Source organism: Bradyrhizobium sp. OK095 (genome assembly GCF_900109945.1).
Taxonomy (GTDB): Bacteria; Pseudomonadota; Alphaproteobacteria; order Rhizobiales; family Xanthobacteraceae; genus Bradyrhizobium.
In genome coordinates this window covers 1-21330 of record NZ_FOBX01000017.1, presented here as the reverse complement: position 1 = coordinate 21330, position 21330 = coordinate 1, and the positions used below count along the sequence as shown (strand labels likewise).

Genomic DNA, 21330 nt, shown 5'->3' with positions numbered 1-21330 from the left:
CAGCCCGCCCTCGCCGATTTTCGCGCGTCAGTCCCTTAAGGACACCATGTTCGACAAGATCCTCATAGCCAATCGCGGCGAGATCGCCCTTCGCATCCTGCGCGCCTGCAAGGAGCTCGGGATCGCGACCGTCGCCGTGCACTCCACCGCCGACGCCGACGCCATGCATGTGCGTCTGTCCGACGAGAGCGTCTGCATCGGGCCGCCGCCGTCCAAGGACAGCTATCTCAACGTGCCCGCGCTGCTCGCGGCCTGCGAGATCACCGGCGCGGACGCGGTGCATCCCGGCTACGGCTTCCTCTCCGAGAACGCGCGCTTCGCGGAAATCCTCGGCGAGCACAATCTGCATTTCATCGGCCCCAAGGCCGAGCATATCCGCCTGATGGGCGACAAGATCGAGGCCAAGAAGACCGCCAAGCGGCTCGGCATCCCCGTGGTGCCCGGCTCCGACGGCGGGGTCGGTCCCGAGGACGATGCGTTGGCGATCGCCAGGGAAATCGGCTTTCCCGTGTTGGTGAAAGCTGCTGCCGGCGGTGGCGGCCGCGGAATGAAAGTGGCGCAGAGCGAGGCAGACCTTCAGATGGCGCTATCGACGGCGGCCAACGAAGCCAAGTCCGCCTTCGGCGATGCGTCCGTCTACCTTGAAAAATATCTCCAGAAGCCGCGCCACATCGAGATCCAGATCCTCGGCGACGGCCGCGGCGGCGCGATCCATCTCGGCGAACGCGACTGCTCGCTGCAGCGCCGTCACCAGAAGGTCTGGGAAGAAGGCCCCTCGCCCGTGCTCTCGGCCGCTGCACGTGCCAAGATCGGCGAGACCTGCGCGAAGGCGATGCGCGAGATGAAATATCTCGGCGTCGGCACCATCGAATTCCTGTTCGAGGACGGCGAGTTCTACTTCATCGAGATGAACACCCGCATCCAGGTCGAGCATCCCGTCACCGAGAGCATCACCGACATCGATCTCGTGCTGGAGCAGATCCGCATCGCCGCCGGCGGCGATCTGCCGGCGAAGCAGAACGAGGTGCAGATCATCGGCCATGCGATCGAGTGCCGCATCAACGCGGAGAATCCGGAGACTTTCCGTCCCTCGCCCGGCCGCATCACGCAATACCACTCGCCCGGTGGGCTCGGCGTCCGCATCGATTCCGCGGTCTATCAGGGTTACACCATCCCGCCCTATTACGACTCCCTGGTCGGCAAGCTGATCGTGCACGGCAAGACCCGCGCCGAATGCCTGATGCGGCTGCGCCGGGCACTGGACGAGATGGTGGTCGAGGGCATCGAGACCACGCTGCCGCTGTTCCGCGACCTGGTGCGCCACGACGACATCATCAACGGCGACTACCATATCCACTGGCTGGAACAGTACCTCGCCGGTAAGACGGAACCGGCCGCGAAATAGTCGCCTCACTCATGGAACCCTTTGGCCCCAATCGCGTTCTGGACGGTTGGGGACAAGTTCCAAGGGGCCGTTTTGAACTCCGTGCAATGTAACAAGGCAAGACCATCGTGACGGCTGACGCACAGCGCCGGCGCGCGATGTTGCAAACCCTGCTGCTCTCAGCGGGCTTTCTGGTGCTGGTCGCGATCAGCGCGGCCTCGGTGCTGCTCGTCAACAAGGCGCGCGAGGACAACGCCTGGGTCGTCCATACCGTCGAGGCCGAGAGCCAGATTTCCAACCTTCTGCTCGAAGTCCGGCGCGCGGAAAGCGCGACGCGCGCTTATCTGTTATCCGGCGCCCCGCAATTCCTTGCAGAGTATCAGGCTGCCGCCACGACCATCGTGCCGGCCCTCGACAAGCTGACCGCATTCACCAGCGACAATCCGGTCCAGGTCGCAAGCGCCGCCAAGCTTCGACAAGCGGTCGAGCAGCGGCTGTCAGAATTTGCCCGCGGTATCGAACGCGTCAAGAACAACGACGTCTCGACGGCCGTCACGGTGCTCCGCAACGGCGCGTCGACGGGAGCCGTCGAGACCATCGGGCAGGCCGCGCGCGACATGCGCGCGGAAGAGGATCGGCTGTTCAGAGAGCGGACCGACACTGCCGACCGAACCCAGAAGCTGGCTTCGTCCGTAACCATTGCCGGCTCCGGAATGGTTCTGGCGCTCGCCTTCGGATCGGTCCTGCTGGTACGGCAGTCCTCACGCGCGCGCGACCTGGCCGAAAACCGGCTTCGCGACGCCAATCTCAACCTCGAGGCCACCGTCGACGAGCGCACCGCTGACCTGCGCGAAGCCAACGACGAGATCCAGCGCTTTGCCTATATTGTCAGCCACGATCTACGCTCGCCTCTGGTGAACATCATGGGCTTTACCAGCGAACTGGAAGAGCTCGGCGGCGACATCTTCCGCCGCATCGGCGGCCTCACTCATGAAGCAGCCGGCGGGCCGCCGCCGGCGGCAGGCGAGATCGCGCTCGAAGGTCCCGACCAGCAGCTGTCGGTGGATTTTGCCGAAGCGCTCGGCTTCATCAAATCCTCGATCGCCAAGATGGACCGCCTGATCTCGGCGATCCTCAACCTCACCCGCGAGGGCCGTCGCGAGTTCCAGCCGGAGAAGATCGACACGCGCGCGTTCGTCGAGACCATCGTGTCGACGCTGGCGCATCAGGCCGCCGAGGCGCAGGCCGAGATTCACATCGAACCGCTGCCAAATCTTGTCAGCGACCGCCTTGCGCTGGAGCAGATCTTTTCCAATCTGATCGACAACGGGATCAAGTATCTCAAGAACGGTGTTCCCGGTACGATCAGAATTCGCGGGCGCACCAAGCTCGGCTACGCTATCTTCGAGATCAGCGACAACGGCCGCGGCATCGATCCTAGGGATCATCAGCGGATCTTCGACTTGTTCCGCCGTGCGGGAACCCAGGACAAGCCCGGTCAGGGCATCGGTCTTGCGCATGTGCGTGCACTTGTGCGCCGCCTCGGCGGCACGATGTCGGTATCGTCGGAACTGAACACGGGTAGCACCTTCACGATCACGCTGCCCATCAATTGGAACGCCAGCAATCGGAACGCCGACAAATGACATTGCCCGTCAGCATTATCATGATCGAGGACGACGAGGGACATGCGCGGCTGATCGAGCGCAACATCCGCAGGTCCGGCGTCAACAACGAGATCATCTCCTTCAAGAACGGCACGGACGCGATGAAGCATCTGTTCGGCGCCGACGGAAGCGGCCTCGTGCAGAAGGGCCATGCGCTTCTGATCCTGCTCGATCTCAACCTGCCCGACATGACCGGGATCGACATCCTGAAGCAGATCAAGGAGAATAAATATCTGAAGGCCTCGCCCGTGGTGGTGCTGACCACCACCGACGATTCCCAGGAAATCAAGCGTTGCTACGAGCTCGGCTGCAACGTCTACATCACCAAGCCCGTCAATTACGAAAATTTCGCCAACGCCATCCGGCAGCTCGGGCTGTTCTTCTCCGTCATTCAGGTCCCGCCCGCCGCCTCATGACCCAGTACACGCCAACACTGCTCTACATCGACGACGACGCAGCGCTCGCGCGGCTGGTCGATCGCGGCCTGACGCGGCGCGGCTACAAGGTCATCCATGCCGCAAGCGGCGAGGAAGGCCTGGAGCGCATCCGCCGCGCCGAGGCGGAGGGGCGTATCGACGTGGTCGCGCTCGACCAGTACATGCCGGGCCTCGACGGGCTGGAGACGCTCGAGCAGATCATGGCGATATCAGGCGCGCCGCCCGTGGTGTTCGTCACGGCCTCGCAGGATTCCAGCATCGCGGTGACAGCGCTGAAGGCCGGCGCGGCCGATTACCTGGTCAAGGACGTCAAGGGCGATTTCATCCCCCTGCTCCACGTCGCCGCCGACGGCGCGCTGCGCCAGGCCGAATTGCAGAAGGCGCGCGACGAAGCCGAAGCCGAGATCCACGCCTCGCGCGATCGCTATGCGGCCCTTGCCGCCGAACGCGAGATGCTGCTGCGCGAGGTCAATCACCGCGTCGGTAACTCGCTGCAGATCATCGCCTCGCTGCTGCACCTCCAGGCAAACTCCGCCGGGCAGGAAGAGGTCAAGGCCGCGCTGACCAATGCGATGGGCCGCGTCGCCGCGGTCGCGCAGGTGCACCGCCGCCTCTACACCTCGCAGGACCTGAAGAGCGTGGTCCTGAACCAGTATCTGGACTCGCTGCTCGAGGATCTCCGCCGCTCGGCCGAAGGTAACCGGATGTCGCGCCTGACGGTGAAAGCGGAAGCCATCGAGATCGATCCGGACCGCGCGGTCGCCGTCGGCATCATCGTCAACGAGCTGGTGATGAACGCGGTGAAATACGCCTATCCGGACGGCGCCGGCCCGATCCATGTCGAGCTGACCTCGCAAGGAGACGACCTCCTGCTGTCGATCACCGATGACGGCGTCGGCGACAAGGTCAAGGCCGATCCGCGCTCGACCGGCATGGGCCAGCGTATCGTCTCGGCGATGGCCACCAAGCTGGATGCCACCGTCGAGCGCGACCCCGCCCATTCCGGCACGCGTATCCTCCTCAAATTCCGCCGCGTGCCCGCAGCGCCCGACCGGGCAAGCAGCGCTGCGGCGAGCTGATCCGCGATTGCACGGGGCTTTCCCCCCATCGCGCGCGCATCGCAATCCTGCTATTGTCGCGCCATGACTTCGCGCGACTCCGCCTCGTCTGAAATCACGCCCGCCGTGCTGCTGCGCGCCTATGCCTGCGGTATCTTTCCGATGGCCGAGAGCGCTGACGATCCGACCCTGTTCTGGGTCGAGCCGGAATTGCGCGGCGTCATCCCGCTCGAGGGATTCCGCGTCGCCTCGCGGCTCGCGCGCACCGTGCGTTCGGACGTCTTTCGCGTGACAGTCAACACCGCCTTCAAGGCGACGATCGCCGGCTGCGCCGCGCCGCAGGAAGGGCGCGAGGACACCTGGATCAACAAACGCATCCGCGACCTCTATGGCGGCCTCTACGAGCTCGGCCATTGCCACAGCGTCGAGGCCTGGCAAGGTGACGACCTCGTCGGCGGTCTCTACGGCGTCAGCCTGGGACGCGCCTTCTTCGGCGAGAGCATGTTTCACACCGCGCGCGATGCCTCGAAGGTCGCGCTGGTGCATCTGGTCGCGCGGCTGATCCATGGCGGCTTCGAGCTGCTCGACACGCAATATGTTACCGAGCATCTGAAGAGCTTTGGTGCGGCCGAGATTTCGCGGCGGCGCTACACCGCGCTGCTCGACAAGGCACTCGCCGGCGATCCCGGCGACTTTCTGAGGCTCTCGCCCGGCAACGCGATCCCCGGCGCACGCGCGCTCGAGATCATCGCCTCACGGCAATAGAATCCGATCAGGATTAGCGGCCGAAGCCGGGGAAACCGAACAGACCCCGTTGCTCCTGTGGCGGCGGGGGTGGCGGCGCCGGTTGCTGCTGCTGGATCGGCGGCAAGGGCTGCGGCGGACGCTGCTGCACGGCCTGTTTTGGCGCGGCCTTCTTCTGCGCGGGCGGCGGCGGTGGCGTGGCCGGCTTGCTCGCGGGATCGGGTGCTGCGGTCGCAATGGTCTGCTGCGGCTCTTTGCAGTCGGTGAGCCAGATGTCGTAGATCGGATGCTCGACGCCGTGCAGGCCGGGGCTTGCCGCGTACATCCAGCCCGAGAAGATGCGCTTCACCTCGCCCTGCAAGGTGATCTCGTCGACCTCGACAAAGGCGTCGGTGTTGGTGGCTTCCGTCGCCGGCCGCGTGTAGCAGGCATCGGTCTTGACCCTGAGCGCGCCGAACTGGACGGTCTCGCCGATCTCCTCGTCGAAATTGATGATGCGCCCGGTGATCTTGTCCAGGCCCGAGAAGGTCGCCTTCTTGTTCACGATCTTCTGGGCCGGCGGCTCGGTCACGACCTCGTCGCCCGGCTGCAGGCTCGCCGGCGTCTGCGGCACGGGGCCGCCCTTCTGCTGAGGCTGGCGTTGACCGGGCGCGCCCGGCGCACTGGGCGGAGCGACCGCCACGGCGGGCGGCTGGTTGGGCGGAGCGGCGGGAGAGCCCGGCGGCGGCGCCAAGGGCTGGCTCTCGACCGGCCCGGGCATCACGTTGCCCTGGCGGCTCGGCGGCATCGGGCGCGACGGCAGCACGCGGCCCTGCGGCGGCAGCTCGGGCACCTCTTCGTCGTCGTCGGGGGTCGGCTGCGGTTGCGGCTGGCCGCCACGAGGAATGCTCCCCGGCGGCCGCAGCGGCGGCGGATCGGAGAAGATCGTGCCGATCTGCGCCTGCGCAGGCGTCGCCACCGTCAGAGCGGTAGCGGCCAGCAGCGCCGCAAGGCCTGTCAGGGTAAGGGTTCGAACCATCTTCTCGCGCGGCTTCAACAGCGAATCGGGCTTGTTGGACATTCTACAGGGGATACCGCCGCTCGCAGGCCATCCGGTTAACACGCCGAATACGGCGGGGAAAGGGCGGCATTCCAGCCCTGCCCGCCGCCGGCGTGACAGGCCGGCGTCCGAATGGGATAGTTGGCGGCCTCCCCCGGGGGGCCGAAGCGGGCACCGCCCCCCAAAAATACCTTCCAACGATAACCAGAACCTCAAGGGTCCTCCCCATGCCCGTCGTGCTCGATCCCGATGCCGCCGCCGTCTACAAGGCGTTTCAGGAAGCCGGCCGCCCCGCCTATGAGAGCCTGACTGCGCCGGAGGCCCGCGCCTATTACGCGCAGGCCCGCTTTGCCACCAACCCGGAGCCGCCCGAGCTTGCCCGCGTCGCGCCGCTCTCGATCCCGGCGCCGCACGGAGCGATCCCGGCCCGCATCTACGTGCCGAACGACCCGCGCCGGCACGACGGCCTGTCTCCGGCCCTGGTGTTCTTCCATGGCGGCGGCTGGGTGATCGGCGATCTCGACTCCCATGACGTTGTTTGCCGGCAGCTCGCGGTCGAGGGCGCGCTGATCGTGATCTCGGTCGACTATCGCCTCGCGCCCGAGCACAAATTTCCAGCCGCCGCCGATGACGCAATCGCCGCGACCAAATGGATTGCCGCCAATGCACGCGAGCTCGGCATCGACGCCTCCCGCCTCTCGATCGGCGGCGACAGCGCCGGCGGCAATCTCACCGCGGTCGTTGCGCTCGCCGCGCGCGACGGCAACGGCCCCGCGATCGCGGGCCAGCTGCTGATCTACCCCGCGACCGATTTCGCCATGACACACGGCTCGCACAGCGAGCCCGAGACCAGCGTGCTGCTGACGCATTCGGTGATCCGCTGGTTCCGCGATCACTACCTCAACGCCGCCGCCGACATCCACGACTGGCGCGCATCGCCTGCGCGCGCGCAAAACCTTGCCGGCCTCCCGCCGGCCTATGTGCTGACCGCCGGCGCCGATCCCTTGCGCGATGAAGGCGACCAATATGCCGAGCGCCTCAAACAGGCCGGCGTGGGCGTGACCTATAAGCACTATCCCGGCCAGTTCCACGGCTTCTTCACCATGGGCAAGCTGTTGCAGCAGGCCAATGTCGCCGTCGGCGAGATCGGCGCGTGGTTAAAGGAATTGGGCTGACGCCGGCGTCCCTCATGTCTTCCATCCTGAAAACGATCTTCGCCCTCCCCCTGCGCGGCCTCACATGGCTCGGCGATCAGGGCACGCGCGCCGTGGCCGCGATCGCCTTCATCGCACTTGCCCTGCCGCCGCTCGGCGCGCTGCTGCGCCCCTATGTCACCGAGGCGATCCTCTGCCTGCTCTGCATCTCCTTCATGCGGGTCGATCTCGTCGCGCTCTACGGCCATCTCCGCCGTCCCGCGCTGATCGCCAGCGCAACGGTCTGGACCACGATCGGCGTGCCTGTGATCATCGGGCTGCTGGCCCATGTGACCGGCTTCGACAGAAGCTCACCGGGTCTCTTTCTCGCGCTGATGCTCCAGGGCATGGCCTCGCCGATGATGGCAGCGCCTGCGCTCGCGGCGCTGATGGGCCTCGATGCCACGCTTCCGCTGGTGACGCTGGTCACCGCGACTGCGCTCGTGCCCTTCACGGCCTCGCTGTTCGCAAGCCTGTTTCTCGGCGGCATGCTCAGTATCTCGCCGCTCGCGCTTGGCGCAAAACTGCTCGGCATCCTCGCGGTATCGCTGATTGGCGCAACGGCGATCCGCTGGATTTTCGGTGCCGCCGCGATCCAGCGCCACAAGCGGCCGATCGACGGCTTCAACATCCTCATCCTGCTGGTCTTCGCCTCGGCCGTGATGGGGGACGTGGCGCATGATTTCGTCGCCGATCCGCTGTTCACGATCGGCGTCGCACTGCTCGCCTTCGCGGTCTATTTCACCCTGCTCGCTGTGACGACGCTGCTCTTCCGCCGCGCCGGCACCGAACGCGCCTTCGCGATCGGCCTGATGGTGTCACAGCGCAATCTGGGCCTGATGCTGGCCGCGACCGCGGGCGCGTTGCCGGCCACGACCTGGCTCTATTTCGCGCTCACGCAGTTCCCGATTCATCTTGCGCCGTATTTGCTGACGCCGATCGCACGGCGGCTGACGGCACGCGCGGATACGTCCGCGGCGGCGGACGCGGGCGGAGAGCTGGAGGCTCGACCGTAACCCTTTTCAGCGCGTGAAATAAAATAGTCCAAAGAACACGACGACCATAAATACCAGTTCGATGCCGGACAGGACTTTATCGACAGTACTGTAGGTTCTTGGAAGGCGCCGTCTCGCGACCTGCCCGAGCCCAAATGCGGTCATGTCAAGGATGACGAACAGGAACAAACCGATCGATCTGGTCCACATGAGCCTATGCTTCTATCCCGCCCGCGCCGCGCGCCGCAGCGCCTGCGGCGGCTGGCCGAAAGCGCGGATGAAGGCACGCCGCATCCGTTCGGGGTCGCGAAATCCGGTCGTTTCCGCGACGAGCTCGATCGCCTCGCGCGAGGACTGCACGCGCTCGCGCGCGACCTCGAGCCGCAACCGCTCGATCGCCTTGGACGGCGTCGTGCCGGTCTCGGCGGCGAAGGCACGAGCAAAGTGGCGCGCGCTCATGCCGGCGCGATCGGCGAGATCCTCCACCGTCAGCGGCGCGTCGAGATTCTCGCGCGCCCAGGACAGCAGCGCGCCGAAGCGACCGTTCGGTGTCTTCAGCTCCAGCAGCGACGAGAACTGCGACTGGCCGCCGCTGCGGCGATGATACAGCACGAGCTGGCGCGCGGTCGCCTGCGCGATCTCCTCGCCATGGTCCTCGGTCACCATCGCCAGCGCCAGATCGATACCCGCGGTGATGCCTGCCGACGTCCAGACATTGCCGTCCCGGGTAAAAATCTGGTCCGGCTCGAACTTCACCTTGGGATAGCGCGCGATGAAATCCCGCGTACGCCCCCAATGCGTGGTGGCGCGGCGCCCATCGAGCAATCCTGCCTCGGCCAGCACATAGGCGCCCGAGCAGACGCTCGCGACCCGCACGCCGCGCTTCGCCAGCCGTTGCACGAAAGCGCGCGTGACCTCGCAGCGCGCGGCGTCGGCCACGCCGGCGCCGCCTGCGATGACCAGCGTCGTCAGCGCATTCACCGACTTGAAATCACGCGCCACCATCTCGACGCCTGACGAGCTGCGCACCAGTCCCGCCTTCGCCGCCAGCACCCGGAGCGCAAGCGGCTTGCCGCCGGCACGTGCTGCGATCTCGAACACCGAGATCGGGCCGGCCGCATCGAGCAACTGGAAATCGGGGAAGATCAGGATGCCGATCATGGGCCACGTCCTCATGAGATGTCCGAAAGTGAGGGAATTACGCCATTTTGGACAGAAGGGCATCATGCCAGTCTGCGGACGTCAAGCTCTTCATTGGAGGTTCTTATGTCGGCGCCGCTCCAGATCGGACTTTTGGTGTTTCCGCGCGTCACCCAGCTCGACTTCACCGGCCCGTTGCAGGTGTTCTCCATGCTTCCCGATGTAAAACCTCATTTGATCTGGAAGCGGATCGAACCGGTGCCGAGCGATTCCGTGATGGCGTTGACGCCGACCACGACCTTCGCCGATTGCCCGCAACTCGACGTGATCTGCGTGCCCGGCGGCGGCGGCACCAACGACCTCCTCAACGACGAGGAGGTGCTGGATTTCCTGCGCAGGCAGGCCGAAGGCGCACAATACGTCACCTCGGTCTGCACGGGATCGCTGGCGCTCGGCGCCGCCGGCCTGTTGAAGGGCTACCGCGCCGCGACCCATTGGAGCGCGATGGAGATGCTCAGCCAGTTCGGCGCGACGCCGACCAAGACCCGCGTCTGCGTCGACCGCAACCGCATCACCGGCGGCGGCGTCACCGCAGGCATCGATTTCGCGCTGACGCTGGTGTCGATCCTGCGCGACCGCACCACGGCGGAAGCGATCCAGCTCCAGATGGAATACAACCCCGCCCCGCCATTCAATTCCGGCTCACCCGACACCGCGCCCGCCGAGGTGCTGGCCTTGCTGAGAGAGCGCGGTGCGCAAAACCAGGCGCGCCGGCTCGAGGCAGTCAAGCGCGCGGCCGAACGGGTGATGTAGCCCCCGCTCTCGTGTCCCGGACGCGGTGCGGCACGCAGTGACGCTCCGCAGAGCCGGGACCCAGGATGCCACAGCATGGGCCCCGGCTTACAGCGCACCGCTGAAGAAGCGCTACACTGCGTCCGGGGCGCGAGACCTCACGCAACTCATCCCAACAGAAAAAGGCCGCCCGGTTTCCCGAGCGGCCTTTCCTGTCTTACGGCGGCTGCACATTTCATCGGGCGATTTCGGAGCTTCCAGACCGGGGGCCTATCTCCCGATCGAGTCCTGGTCGGCGGCCGCTGCATTTCGGGACAGTCGCGAACTGTTGCCCGAACCGAACGCGATGGTCTCCCATCTCCGTAAGATGGGACCATTGAGCCGCATCGCTTGCGTGTCGGCAACGCCCGCGCAGCCGTCATCCCCGCTGTTCCCGTTGTCCACAGCGGCGTGAGGCGGATGCGGGTGCATCCAATCGAACGATGATTCTGAGAGAAGCGGGACGCCTAGCCAGGCGTCCAGGGCTGGTAGTCGCCAGTCGCCTTCGGACGCTTGCCGCTGGCGAGCGTCGAGCCCGCGGGACGGTAGGCGTTGGGCGTGCCGGTCGGGTTCGGCTGGTGCGGCTTCTGCCATTCGCGCGGCTGGTAGTTCTCTTCCGTCGGCGGCACATCGACCACATGATGCATCCAGCCGTGCCAACCCGTCGGTATGCGGCTTGCCTCGGCGTAGCCGTTATAGACGACCCAGCGCCGCTGGAAGCCGAGCGTCGGATCGATCGCCCCGCCGCGGGTGCGATAATAGAGGTTGCCCTGCTCGTCCTGGCCGACCAGCTCGCCATAGCGCTTGGTCCAGAGCTGGGTGCCAAAGGTCTGGCCACTCCACCAGGTGAAGAACTTGAGGAAGAATTGTTTCATGCGGCAAGGGCCCTGCTTCGTCAGGTCCTGATGCCATCCGGACGGCGAAATGTCCAGTTCGCCGGGTGCGGCCGTGCCAGCCGCAAATGCGTGACCCGCCGCAAATCGGGCGCGATCCGTTCATGCCGGGTACAGCCTCCGCGTGGAAATCTGATCACACACGCACACACCGGCGTGACCCCAGGAACTACAGCCCTTTCATGGGGTTTGTTTCCGGGAAAAGGAGTTTGAACATGAACAGTATGAGAGTTTTGGGCGCAGCCGCCGCGCTGGCGCTGATTCTTCCATTGGCGACGCCGAGCTTCGCGCAGGGCCGTGGTGGACACGGCGGCGGTGGGGGCGGCGCCCATTTTGGTGGCGGCGGCGGCGGGGCCCACTTCGGCGGTGGCGGCGGCCCGCGCATGGGCGGCGGGGGTTTTGGTGGCGGTCCGCGGATCGGTGGCGGTGGCGGCAATTTCGCCGCTGGCGCGGCAGTCCGCCAGGGCGGCACTTTCAACGGCGGCGGTGGCCGCAGTTTCGCGGCTGCGGGCAACAATTGGCATGGCGGTGGCGGTAACTGGCACGGCGGCGGCTGGCATCGTCGCGGCGGCTTCTGGCCGGGCGTCGCGGCGGGCGCCGCGATCGGCGGCCTTGGCTCCTACGCCTACTATGGTGGCGGGTACTACAACGATCCCTACTACGGCAACGACGGCTATTATGACGAGCCGTCAGTGGCCGTGGTGCCCGACGACGGCGGCGGCGATGCCGCGGGATATTGCGCGCAAACGTACCGGTCCTACGACCCGGCCTCGGGCACCTATCTCGGCTATGACGGCCTGCGGCATCCCTGCCCGTAAGCAGATCTGCAATACCTCAGGGACAAGGCGTCGCAGCGATGCGGCGCCTTTTTCCTGTGCGCTGTGCCCCTCACCTGTTTCGCGTGCGTCGATATCGGCACTTCAAGCGTTGTGTACAAATCGACGCAAAACGAACCTTATTCACCTCACCGTGCATATCTACCCTGATCCAATCCAAAATTGACCCGACACACGATTCGCGGATATCACCAATGCGGGGACTTCGATCTACTGGGAAATGTCATGCCGCGTATCCTCGTGGTAGACGACGATCCGATGGTTGGTGCGACCATCGAGGTCCTCCTCCAACGTCAGGGCTTCGACGTCACGATGGCCGACGGCGGCGAAACGGGGCTGGCTGCGCTCGAAGCGCAGACGTTTGATGTGATGCTGGTCGACATCTTCATGCCGCATATGCGCGGCTTCGAATCCATCCGCATCTTTCACGAGCGTGCGCCCGCGATCCCGCTGATCGCGATGTCCGGCTATGCCTTCGCCTCGTCCGCCTCGCCCTCCCCCGATTTCCTGCGCATGGCGCTGGAGCTCGGCGCGACGCGCTGCCTGCGCAAGCCGTTCACGCCGGACGCGCTGCTGACCACCATCCGGGAATGCCTTGGCGAGGCCGTACTGCCGAAGGACAAGAAAGAAGCCCCTTGATCCCAACGCAGCGCGTCATTCTCGGTGCTGGACTTGCCATCCTCCTGATCATCACCGCAGCTTCGATCGGCCTCGACGTCAAGTCGCGGTCCGACGCTGCCTGGGTCAACAACACGGTCCAGGTGTTGAAGAAGATCTCCGATCTGCGCGTGCTGATGCGCCGCGCCGAGAGCGCCGCACGCGGCTACGAAATCTACCGCAGCGCCAGCTTCAGCGACGAGTTCCAGGCGGTCCACGCCCAGATCGCGCCGGCACTCGCCGACCTCAAGCGCGGCCTGCGCGACACCCCCGATCAGGTCATGCTGCTGGAGAGCACCGAGCCGCTGGCGCTGCGCCGGGTCGAGATCGCCGCCGAGGCGATACGCCTGCGCAGTGCGAACGACCAGGCCGCCGTTACCGCGCTTCAGGGCAAGGGTGAGGGCCGCGGCCTGATGGACACGGTGATGGGCAATCTCGACCATTTGAGCGCAGAGGAAGAACGATTGCTCAGCGCGCGCTCGCAGGATTCGCGCCGCACCGGCATCGTGCTGCTTGGCATCGACGTCGCCGGCGCGCTGGTGATCCTGCTGCTGGTCGTGATGGTGATGCGCGAGAGCCAGCGCACCCAGGTGGCGCTGAAGAGCACGCTGCTGGAGACGACGGCTGCCAAGGAGCAGCTCGAGGCCGCGGTCGCCGAGCGCACCGGGCATCTCGTCACCGCCCATGACGAGCTGCGCCTGTCGGTCAATGTGCTCCAGAGCACCTTTCGCAGCATGGCCGAGGCGGTGCTGGTCATCGACGCCGACGGCACCGTGCTTCTGTCCAATCCGGCCGCCGAGCGCATGCTGCTGCATCGCACCGGCATGAACCTCGGCAATCTGCGCGGGCTGTCCGACGTCTACCATGGCGACGGCGTCACACCGCTTGGGGCCGACGAGCTGCCGTCGGCGCGCGTCCTGCGCGGCGAGCAGTTCGAGAATCTCGAGATGATCGTCCGCCCGCATAGCGGCGGTCCGGCGCGCCATCTCATGATCAGCGGCCGGCCGATGCGGGACGGACAAGGCGACGTCTCGGGCGCGGTGCTGGTCTATCACGATGCGACCACCTCGCGCGAGACCGAGCGGCAATTGCACCAGTCGCAGAAGCTGGACGCGATCGGCAAGCTGACCGGCGGCGTCGCGCACGACTTCAACAACATGCTGACCGTCATCTCCGGCAACACCGAGACGCTGGTGGCGAGCCTAAAGCAGCAGCCCGAGCTGCAGCGCGTGGCGCGGCTGATCGACGATGCCGCCGAGCGCTGCGCCGAGCTGATCCAGCATCTGCTCGCCTTCGCGCGCAAGCAGCCGCTCCGGCCGCGCAATGTCGAGATCAACGCGGCGATATCGGATGTCGCAAAACTGCTGCGCCCGACCCTCGGCGAGCAGATCCAGATCGAGACCGTGCTGGAACAGGGACCGATGACGACGCATATCGATCCGTCCACGCTGACCAATGCCGTGCTCAACATGGCGATCAACGCCCGCGACGCCATGCCGAACGGCGGCAAGCTGCTGCTCGAGACCCACCGCGTCGTGCTGGATGAAGCCTATGCGCAGGCCAATGCGGAGGTTCGGCCCGGCCCTTACGTGATGCTTGCGGTCAGCGATACCGGCACCGGCATGAAGCAGGATGTCCAGGAGAAGGCGTTCGAGCCGTTCTTCACCACCAAGGAGGTCGGCAAAGGCTCAGGCCTCGGCCTCTCCATGGTCTACGGCTTCGTCAAGCAGTCCGGCGGCCACATCAAGATCTACAGCGAGGAAGGCCACGGCACCACGATCAAGCTCTATTTGCCGCCCGGCGAAGGCACGACGGAAGTGGCAGCCAGCGTCGCGCCGCAGGCCGAAGGCGGCGCCGAGACCATTTTCGTGGTCGAGGACGACCCGCTGGTGCGCAACTTCGTCACCGCGCAACTCCAAAGCCTCGGCTACAAGACGGTTGCCGCCGCCGACAGCCGCGCCGCGCTGCAATTGATCGAGGCCGGCCAGGCCTTCGATCTCCTCTTCACCGACGTCGTGATCCCCGGCGGCATGAGCGGACGCGAGCTCGCCGAGAAGGTCGCGACGATGCGCCCAGGCGTGAGGGTGCTCTACACCTCCGGCTACACCGACAATGCGATCGTGCATCACGGCAAGCTCGACGACGGCGTGCTGCTGCTGACAAAACCCTATCGCCGCAACCGGCTCGCCGAGATGATCAGGAAGGCGCTGGGCGGGGTGGTGGCGGCGGACTAGCTATCGCGTCGCCAGCACCACCGCCGCCAGCGTGAAGACCAGCGCCGCGATCTGCCCGGGCCCGAGCGGCTCATGCAGCGCCAGCGCCGAGGCGACGACGCCGATCACCGGCACCGCCATCGTCCCGATCGCCGCCACCGACGCCGGCAGCCGCGCCAGTGCGGCAAACCAGCTGACATAGGCGATGCAGAACTGCACCACGGTCGAATAGACCAGCAGCCACCAGCCGACCGGCGTCACCTTGTCCAGATGCGTGGTCTCGATCAGGAGGCCGATGATCGAGATCGGCAGGCAGCCGATCCCGATCTGCCAGGCTGCGGCCGTGATCGGCGGCAGGTGGATCGGGTACCTCTTCGAGACCACCGTGCCGATGGCGAAGCCGAGCGCGCCGAACAGCGCCATGATGATTCCAGGCAGTTTATCCACGCTGGCCGCAATGCCGTTGCCGCCCATGATCGAGGCGAGCCCCGCAAAGGCCATCACCAGCCCCAGGGTGCGCAGCACCGTCGGCCGTTCGCCCAGCACCGGCCAGGCGATCAGCGAGGCCCAGACCGGCATGGTGTAGGCGATCAGTGCCGCTTCGCTTGCCGGAAGCCAGAGCAGCGCCAGGCCCATCAGCACCATCCAGCCGGTGACGTTGAGCATCGCGGCGGTGATCAGGCGCGGCCAGATCGCGGGGTCGACCTTGAGGCTCTGCCGTCGCATCACCGCCAGCGCCGCCAGCAGAACAGCCCCGAGCACGCCGGTGACCCCGCGAAGGGTCAGCGGCGGCAGCTCGGAGAGCAGGAATTTCGTGACCGGCCAATTAAAGCCCCAGCCGATCGAGGTGATCGCGAGGAACATCAGGCCGGCCGGGGCGATGCGCGGTCGCGCATCCCGGCGAGTCGAATCAAGCATGTGGGCAGTCCGGCAAAATCTGGGGTCAGCTTGGCGCGGATTCGGCTCCCCCACCACCGCCCCGGCGGGCATGCCTGCCCTCACCTTCCGTACCCCTACGTGAGTCCCGTCGAGGCAACCCCGTTGCTCAAAAATATACCTGCCCTGTGAACAGCGGGATGAAGCCTCCGGAACACCACGGGATGCAAATTTTTTCGGTTGGGAATCCCTGAGGACTCACTGATACTTGCCTCCATAACAGGCGCGGGCTGCCCCCCTGTTATCCCCCACTGTCCACCATATTTAGTATTTGATTCAGGAACCCGTACTAATTCTTGACGGGCGCAACGGAGAGTCCTAGTTTTCGAACCGTTCGGCGCGAGTGTGTTTGCGTCCCGCCGGCACTCCCCCAAAGGGTTCGCAAATTGCCACTCCGCCAAGCCAGCCGAAGGCAGCGGGATAAGGGCTTGTCTGCCCGCGAAAGCGGACTCCCAGGGGCGCCAGAACGGGCCGGCAACAGGCTCGGATGGCACGGTCGAAGTAGCGTTGTGGGGCGTTAAACGCATGTCGGGCTCATCCCCTTGGGGGCGGATGGATCTGGACATGCCGGCAGATGAGAGGTGCTCGCACCTCACCACCGCCGGGAGAACAAGGGCCGGGTCCACCGGCTGAACTGCGAAGCCTTTGAGGCCACAAGGCCCGGCGGGATTCGCGAAATGAAATAACGATCCGGTCGCCTTGCGGAGGCGATCCGGCACAAAATAGGACGGGGCAAGACAATGCGGATCGAGCGGCGCCACACCACCACGGGACAGTCACCTTATGCTGGGATTGAATTCCGGCAGACCACGTCGGAGATCAAGAATCCCGACGGCTCGGTCGTATTTAAATTGGACGGCGTCGAGGTCCCGACCGCCTGGTCGCAGGTCGCCTCCGACGTGCTGGCCCAGAAGTATTTCCGTAAAGCCGGCGTCGCCGCGCGCCTGAAGAAGGTCGAGGAGGAATCCGTTCCCTCCTTCCTGTGGCGCTCCGTGCCCGACACCGAAGCCCTCGCCCTCCTGCCCGAGAAAGAGCGCTATGTCAGCGAGCTCTCGGCCAAGCAGGTGTTCGACCGTCTCGCCGGCTGCTGGACCTATTGGGGCTGGAAGGGCAAGTACTTCTCCTCCGACGAGGACGCGCAGACGTTCTACGACGAGCTCCGCTACATGCTGACCATGCAGATGGTCGCGCCGAACTCGCCGCAATGGTTCAACACCGGACTGCATTGGGCCTATGGCATCGACGGCCCCGGCCAGGGCCATTATTACGTCGACCCCTTCACCGGCAAGCTGACCCGCTCGAAGTCGTCCTACGAGCATCCGCAGCCGCACGCCTGCTTCATCCAGGGCGTCGGTGACGACCTCGTCAACGAAGGCGGCATCATGGACCTCTGGGTCCGCGAAGCCCGCCTGTTCAAATACGGCTCCGGCACCGGCTCCAACTTCTCGCGCCTGCGCGGCGAAGGCGAACGCCTGTCCGGCGGCGGCCGCTCGTCCGGCCTGATGAGCTTCCTCAAGATCGGCGACCGTGCGGCGGGCGCGATCAAGTCGGGCGGCACCACGCGCCGCGCCGCCAAGATGGTCGTGGTCGACGCCGACCACCCCGATATCGAGACCTATATCGACTGGAAGGTGAAGGAGGAGCAGAAGGTCGCGGCCCTCGTCACGGGCTCGAAGATCAACCAGAAGCACCTCAAGCTGGTGCTGAAGGCCTGCGTCAACTGCGAAGGCTCGGGCGACGATTGCTTCGACCCGGAAAAGAACCCTGCCCTGCGTCGGGAAATCAAGCTGGCGCGCCGCTCGCTGGTGCCCGACAATTACATCAAGCGCGTCATCCAGTTCGCCAAGCAAGGCTACAAGGACATCCAGTTCGACGTCTATGACACCGACTGGGATTCGGAAGCCTATCTCACCGTCTCCGGCCAGAACTCCAACAACTCGGTCTCGCTGAAGGACGATTTCCTGCGCGCGGTCGAGACCGATGGCGACTGGAATCTGATCGGACGCACCACCAAGAAGGTGACGAAGACCCTGAAGGCGCGCGACCTCTGGGAAAAAATCGGCTACGCCGCCTGGGCGTCGGCCGACCCGGGCCTGCACTTCAACACCACCATGAACGACTGGCACACCTGCAAGGCGTCCGGCGACATCCGCGCCTCCAATCCGTGCTCGGAATACATGTTCCTGGACGACACCGCGTGCAACCTCGCCTCGGCGAACCTGCTGACGTTCTACAACACCGACACCAAGCGTTTCGACGTCGAGGGCTACGAGCATCTCTGTCGGCTCTGGACCATCGTGCTCGAAATCTCGGTGATGATGGCGCAGTTCCCGTCGAAGGCGATCGCCGAGCTCTCCTACGAGTTCCGCACGCTCGGCCTCGGCTACGCCAATATCGGCGGCCTGCTGATGACCATGGGTCTGTCTTATGACAGCAAGGAAGGCCGTGCGATCGCTGGCGCGCTGACTGCGGTGATGACCGGCATCACCTACAAGACCTCCGCCGAGATGGCGGCCGAGCTCGGTACCTTCCCCGGCTACAAGAAGAACGCCGCGCACATGCTGCGCGTCATCCGCAACCACCGCCGCGCCGCGCATGGTGAGGCCTCCGGCTACGAGGCACTCAGCGTCCACCCGGTGCCGATGGACCTCGTGTCGTGCCCGCAGGCTGACCTCGTCAGCCACGCGCAGGCCGCCTGGGATGCGGCGCTCGAGCTCGGCGAGAAGCACGGCTATCGCAACGCCCAGACTACTGTGATCGCGCCGACCGGCACGATCGGCCTGGTCATGGATTGCGACACCACCGGCATCGAGCCTGATTTCGCGCTGGTGAAATTCAAGAAGCTCGCCGGCGGCGGCTACTTCAAGATCATCAACCGCGCGGTCCCCGCCGCGTTGCGCGCGCTCGGCTATCGCGAAGCCGATATCGCGGAGATCGAGGCCTATGCCGTCGGCCATGGCTCGCTCTCCAACGCCCCCGGCATCAACGCCTCGACCCTGAAGACCAAGGGCTTTACGGACGAAGCCATCGCCAAGGTCGAAAAGGCCCTGCCGACCGCCTTCGACATCAAGTTCGCCTTCAACAAATGGACCTTTGGCGAGGATTTCATCCGCGACCAGCTCGGCATCGACGCCGAAGCCATTGCGGCGCCCGGCTTCGACCTGCTCCAGGCCGTGGGCTTCACCAAGCGCGAGATCGAGGCGGCCAACGTCCACATCTGCGGCGCGATGACTGTCGAAGGGGCCCCGCATCTGAAGGCGGAACACTACTCCGTGTTCGACTGCGCCAACCCCTGCGGCAAAATCGGCAAGCGTTATCTGTCGGTCGAGAGCCACATCCGCATGATGTCGGCCGCCCAGCCCTTCATCTCGGGTGCGATCTCAAAAACCATCAACATGCCGAACGACGCCACGGTGGAGGACTGCAAGTCCGCCTACATGCTGTCGTGGAAGCTGGCGCTGAAGGCCAACGCGCTCTATCGCGACGGCTCCAAGCTTAGCCAGCCGCTCAACTCGCAGCTCATCAGCGATGATGAGGACGAGGACGATGCGGTCGAGAGCCTCTACGACAAGCCGATGGCGGCGCGGACCGCCCAGGTCTCGGAGAAGATCGTCGAGAAGCTGGTCGAACGCATCATCGTGATGCGCGAGCGCGAGAAGATGCCGGATCGCCGCAAGGGCTACACCCAGAAGGCGGTCGTCGGCGGCCACAAGGTTTACCTGCGGACCGGCGAATATGACGACGGCCGGATCGGCGAGATCTTCATCGACATGCACAAGGAAGGCGCGGCCCTTCGCTCCTTCATCAACAATTTTGCCATCGCCGTGTCGCTCGGCCTGCAATACGGCGTGCCGCTCGAAGAATATGTCGACGCCTTCACCTTCACCCGCTTCGAGCCGGCGGGCCCCGTGCAGGGCAACGACAGCATCAAATACGCGACCTCGATCCTCGACTATGTCTTCCGCGAACTGGCGGTGAGCTACATGTCGCGCTTCGACCTCGCCCATGTCGATCCGACCGAGTCGAATTTCGACGCGCTCGGCAAAGGCGTGGAAGAAGGCAAGGAGCCGGAGGAGCCGAGCCACCAGGCGAACAGGCTGGTCTCGCGCGGCCTCACCCGCTCCCGCACCGACAATCTATTCGTGATGCGCGGCGGCGCCGCCGCGGTCGTCTCCGGCAATGACAGCGCTCCATCAGGCGGCAGCAAGGTCACCTCGCTCGCCTCCCACGGCGCCACCGCCCGCGGCGCCGGCGATGCCCTCGAAGGCGCGGTCGCGCTGAAGCAGGAAGTGGCCCACGACCTCTCGCCCACCGAGAAGCTCGAAGCCCTCCAGTGGAGCAAATCCGGCAGCGCCGCCCAGGCCGTGCCCAGCAAGGCCGAGCGCCGCGCGGAAGCAAAGGCCAGGGGTTACGAAGGCGAGATGTGCGGCGAGTGCGGCAACTTCACGCTGGTGCGGAATGGGACTTGTATGAAGTGCGATACTTGCGGTGGCACGACGGGGTGTTCGTGATGAGAGAGGAAATTCGACGTGCGATAGCAGTCAATGCGGCTGCTCGGATCAACAACCGAAATCCGTCTGGCATATACAGCTATGACAGAGGAACGCATTCGAGCATGACTCCAAGTTACGATTACGAGGCAGGAGCGCACATCGGCAATTCTGGCTCGAACCTGTATCACTATGGTGTCGGCAGCCATATTTCGCTAAATGTGAATGGCAATAAGTTCTCTGGCTACGACTACGATGGCGGCCATCACTTCACAGGCAGCGTCACCGGAAAGACCGTCAATCTCTATGACTATGGAGAGGGATCCTACTTCAACTACTCGGTCTAATCTGCGAGCTACCGACAGTCCTACCGCGATCGATCTTTGACAGGGGGCCAATGCGCTTCGCATTGGCCCCTTTTGGTGCTTTATCTTTATGAACTACGAGACAAGCGCAACAATAGCGCGCACTTGTTGCAAACATGCAGTCCTCGTCAGTCGGCCGTAGCATCCTGCCGAGCAGCTCGAACACCACGACTAGCTCGAAATTCAGGGAACGATCGCCTACCGAACTCGAAAACGGATTCCGTCCATCAAGAGGATCAAAACCATTGTCTGCTCGGTAAGCTAGGTCTTCCAGAACTAGCCAATTTACCGCGGTCTCCGCTCGATCAAGTTCCAGCACACTGAAGTCTGGCAGCACGGGAATTACGGTGACAGTGGTGGACTGCACCCCTCGAGTGAGACACGATAATCTCGGTGACAGGCATTCCGAGGATGACCTGTGGCAGCAAGAGGGAAGAACCGTCAGTTTCCGA

Annotated in this window: 17 protein-coding genes; 13 read left to right on the top strand and 4 right to left on the bottom strand. The window is 65.0% G+C overall.

Features of this window, described 5'->3' with window-relative positions; all coding sequences use genetic code 11:
• The first annotated feature begins 46 nt into the window (after window positions 1-46).
• The 5 genes from accC to aat all read left to right on the top strand — a co-directional run bounded on the left by accC (window position 47) and on the right by aat (window position 5311).
• The gene (accC, locus tag BMW89_RS32450) at window positions 47-1405 is read left to right on the top strand and encodes an acetyl-CoA carboxylase biotin carboxylase subunit (RefSeq protein WP_092034315.1); all 1359 of its coding nucleotides are present in this window, start codon (window positions 47-49) and stop codon (window positions 1403-1405) included.
• Between the two features lie 107 nt (window positions 1406-1512).
• Complete coding sequence (locus BMW89_RS32445; protein WP_092034313.1) at window positions 1513-3030, top strand: sensor histidine kinase; 1518 nt, start codon at window positions 1513-1515, stop codon at window positions 3028-3030.
• Window positions 3027-3467, top strand: coding sequence for a response regulator (locus BMW89_RS32440; RefSeq protein WP_092034310.1), 441 nt, complete (start codon window positions 3027-3029; stop codon window positions 3465-3467). Before BMW89_RS32445 ends, BMW89_RS32440 begins: the two co-directional genes overlap by 4 nt.
• On the top strand, window positions 3464-4567 hold the full coding sequence (locus BMW89_RS32435) for a sensor histidine kinase (protein WP_092034308.1): 1104 nt from the start codon (window positions 3464-3466) through the stop codon (window positions 4565-4567). Before BMW89_RS32440 ends, BMW89_RS32435 begins: the two co-directional genes overlap by 4 nt.
• A 63-nt stretch (window positions 4568-4630) precedes the next feature.
• Window positions 4631-5311, top strand: a complete 681-nt coding sequence (gene aat, locus BMW89_RS32430) for a leucyl/phenylalanyl-tRNA--protein transferase (protein ID WP_092034306.1) — start codon at window positions 4631-4633, stop codon at window positions 5309-5311.
• Window positions 5312-5324: 13 nt separating this feature from the next.
• On the opposite strand, the gene BMW89_RS32425 is transcribed toward aat, so the two are convergent.
• On the bottom strand, window positions 5325-6350 hold the full coding sequence (locus tag BMW89_RS32425) for a DUF2155 domain-containing protein (RefSeq protein WP_177196491.1): 1026 nt from the start codon (window positions 6348-6350) through the stop codon (window positions 5325-5327).
• Window positions 6351-6556: 206 nt separating this feature from the next.
• On the opposite strand from BMW89_RS32425, the gene lipP1 reads away from it, so the two are divergent.
• Both lipP1 and BMW89_RS32415 read left to right on the top strand, forming a co-directional pair.
• Complete coding sequence (gene lipP1, locus BMW89_RS32420) at window positions 6557-7504, top strand: LipP1 family hormone-sensitive lipase (protein WP_092034302.1); 948 nt, start codon at window positions 6557-6559, stop codon at window positions 7502-7504.
• A gap of 14 nt (window positions 7505-7518) precedes the next feature.
• A complete protein-coding gene (locus tag BMW89_RS32415; protein WP_177196490.1) occupies window positions 7519-8538 on the top strand; it encodes a Na+-dependent transporter in 1020 nt (339 codons plus the stop codon).
• A 201-nt stretch (window positions 8539-8739) separates the two neighbouring features.
• Here BMW89_RS32415 and BMW89_RS32410 read toward each other — a convergent pair whose 3' ends face one another.
• Entirely contained in the window at window positions 8740-9678 is a 939-nt protein-coding gene (locus tag BMW89_RS32410; RefSeq protein ID WP_092034297.1) for a GlxA family transcriptional regulator, read from the bottom strand.
• A 105-nt stretch (window positions 9679-9783) separates the two neighbouring features.
• On the opposite strand from BMW89_RS32410, the gene BMW89_RS32405 reads away from it, so the two are divergent.
• A complete protein-coding gene (locus tag BMW89_RS32405; protein WP_092034295.1) occupies window positions 9784-10470 on the top strand; it encodes a DJ-1/PfpI family protein in 687 nt (228 codons plus the stop codon).
• Window positions 10471-10955: 485 nt separating this feature from the next.
• On the opposite strand, the gene BMW89_RS32400 is transcribed toward BMW89_RS32405, so the two are convergent.
• Window positions 10956-11363, bottom strand: coding sequence for an NADH:ubiquinone oxidoreductase subunit NDUFA12 (locus BMW89_RS32400; RefSeq protein ID WP_092034292.1), 408 nt, complete (start codon window positions 11361-11363; stop codon window positions 10956-10958).
• 233 nt (window positions 11364-11596) lie between these two features.
• On the opposite strand from BMW89_RS32400, the gene BMW89_RS32395 reads away from it, so the two are divergent.
• The 3 genes from BMW89_RS32395 (at window position 11597) to BMW89_RS32385 (ending at window position 15108) form a co-directional block, all read left to right on the top strand.
• Window positions 11597-12199, top strand: coding sequence for a BA14K family protein (locus BMW89_RS32395; RefSeq protein ID WP_092034290.1), 603 nt, complete (start codon window positions 11597-11599; stop codon window positions 12197-12199).
• Window positions 12200-12442: 243 nt separating this feature from the next.
• Window positions 12443-12856: a response regulator gene (locus BMW89_RS32390; RefSeq protein ID WP_092034288.1), complete on the top strand. Its 414-nt coding sequence runs from the start codon at window positions 12443-12445 to the stop codon at window positions 12854-12856.
• Complete coding sequence (locus tag BMW89_RS32385; RefSeq protein ID WP_092034286.1) at window positions 12853-15108, top strand: CHASE3 domain-containing protein; 2256 nt, start codon at window positions 12853-12855, stop codon at window positions 15106-15108. Before BMW89_RS32390 ends, BMW89_RS32385 begins: the two co-directional genes overlap by 4 nt.
• Here the strand turns inward: BMW89_RS32385 and BMW89_RS32380 are convergent, their stop codons facing one another.
• Window positions 15109-16005, bottom strand: coding sequence for a DMT family transporter (locus tag BMW89_RS32380; protein WP_092034284.1), 897 nt, complete (start codon window positions 16003-16005; stop codon window positions 15109-15111).
• A 758-nt stretch (window positions 16006-16763) separates the two neighbouring features.
• Here BMW89_RS32380 and BMW89_RS32375 point away from each other — a divergent pair.
• Both BMW89_RS32375 and BMW89_RS32370 read left to right on the top strand, forming a co-directional pair.
• Window positions 16764-20534 (top strand): vitamin B12-dependent ribonucleotide reductase, encoded by a 3771-nt coding sequence (locus BMW89_RS32375; protein ID WP_092034282.1) that lies wholly within the window; start codon window positions 16764-16766, stop codon window positions 20532-20534.
• Window positions 20534-20860 (top strand): hypothetical protein, encoded by a 327-nt coding sequence (locus BMW89_RS32370; RefSeq protein ID WP_143062870.1) that lies wholly within the window; start codon window positions 20534-20536, stop codon window positions 20858-20860. The genes BMW89_RS32375 and BMW89_RS32370 overlap by 1 nt, the downstream gene beginning before the upstream one ends.
• Window positions 20861-21330 lie beyond the last annotated feature (470 nt).

What these genes read in the sequence shown, in the direction of transcription:
- accC (WP_092034315.1), top strand. Translation starts at nt 47, where the DNA reads ATGTTCGACAAGATCCTCATAGCCAATCGCGGCGAGATCGCCCTTCGC.
- BMW89_RS32440 (WP_092034310.1), top strand. Translation starts at nt 3,027, where the DNA reads ATGACATTGCCCGTCAGCATTATCATGATCGAGGACGACGAGGGACAT.
- BMW89_RS32435 (WP_092034308.1), top strand. Translation starts at nt 3,464, where the DNA reads ATGACCCAGTACACGCCAACACTGCTCTACATCGACGACGACGCAGCG.
- aat (WP_092034306.1), top strand. Translation starts at nt 4,631, where the DNA reads ATGACTTCGCGCGACTCCGCCTCGTCTGAAATCACGCCCGCCGTGCTG.
- BMW89_RS32425 (WP_177196491.1), bottom strand. Translation starts at nt 6,350, where the DNA reads ATGTCCAACAAGCCCGATTCGCTGTTGAAGCCGCGCGAGAAGATGGTT.
- lipP1 (WP_092034302.1), top strand. Translation starts at nt 6,557, where the DNA reads ATGCCCGTCGTGCTCGATCCCGATGCCGCCGCCGTCTACAAGGCGTTT.
- BMW89_RS32415 (WP_177196490.1), top strand. Translation starts at nt 7,519, where the DNA reads ATGTCTTCCATCCTGAAAACGATCTTCGCCCTCCCCCTGCGCGGCCTC.
- BMW89_RS32410 (WP_092034297.1), bottom strand. Translation starts at nt 9,678, where the DNA reads ATGATCGGCATCCTGATCTTCCCCGATTTCCAGTTGCTCGATGCGGCC.
- BMW89_RS32405 (WP_092034295.1), top strand. Translation starts at nt 9,784, where the DNA reads ATGTCGGCGCCGCTCCAGATCGGACTTTTGGTGTTTCCGCGCGTCACC.
- BMW89_RS32400 (WP_092034292.1), bottom strand. Translation starts at nt 11,363, where the DNA reads ATGAAACAATTCTTCCTCAAGTTCTTCACCTGGTGGAGTGGCCAGACC.
- BMW89_RS32395 (WP_092034290.1), top strand. Translation starts at nt 11,597, where the DNA reads ATGAACAGTATGAGAGTTTTGGGCGCAGCCGCCGCGCTGGCGCTGATT.
- BMW89_RS32390 (WP_092034288.1), top strand. Translation starts at nt 12,443, where the DNA reads ATGCCGCGTATCCTCGTGGTAGACGACGATCCGATGGTTGGTGCGACC.
- BMW89_RS32380 (WP_092034284.1), bottom strand. Translation starts at nt 16,005, where the DNA reads ATGCTTGATTCGACTCGCCGGGATGCGCGACCGCGCATCGCCCCGGCC.
- BMW89_RS32375 (WP_092034282.1), top strand. Translation starts at nt 16,764, where the DNA reads ATGCGGATCGAGCGGCGCCACACCACCACGGGACAGTCACCTTATGCT.
- BMW89_RS32370 (WP_143062870.1), top strand. Translation starts at nt 20,534, where the DNA reads ATGAGAGAGGAAATTCGACGTGCGATAGCAGTCAATGCGGCTGCTCGG.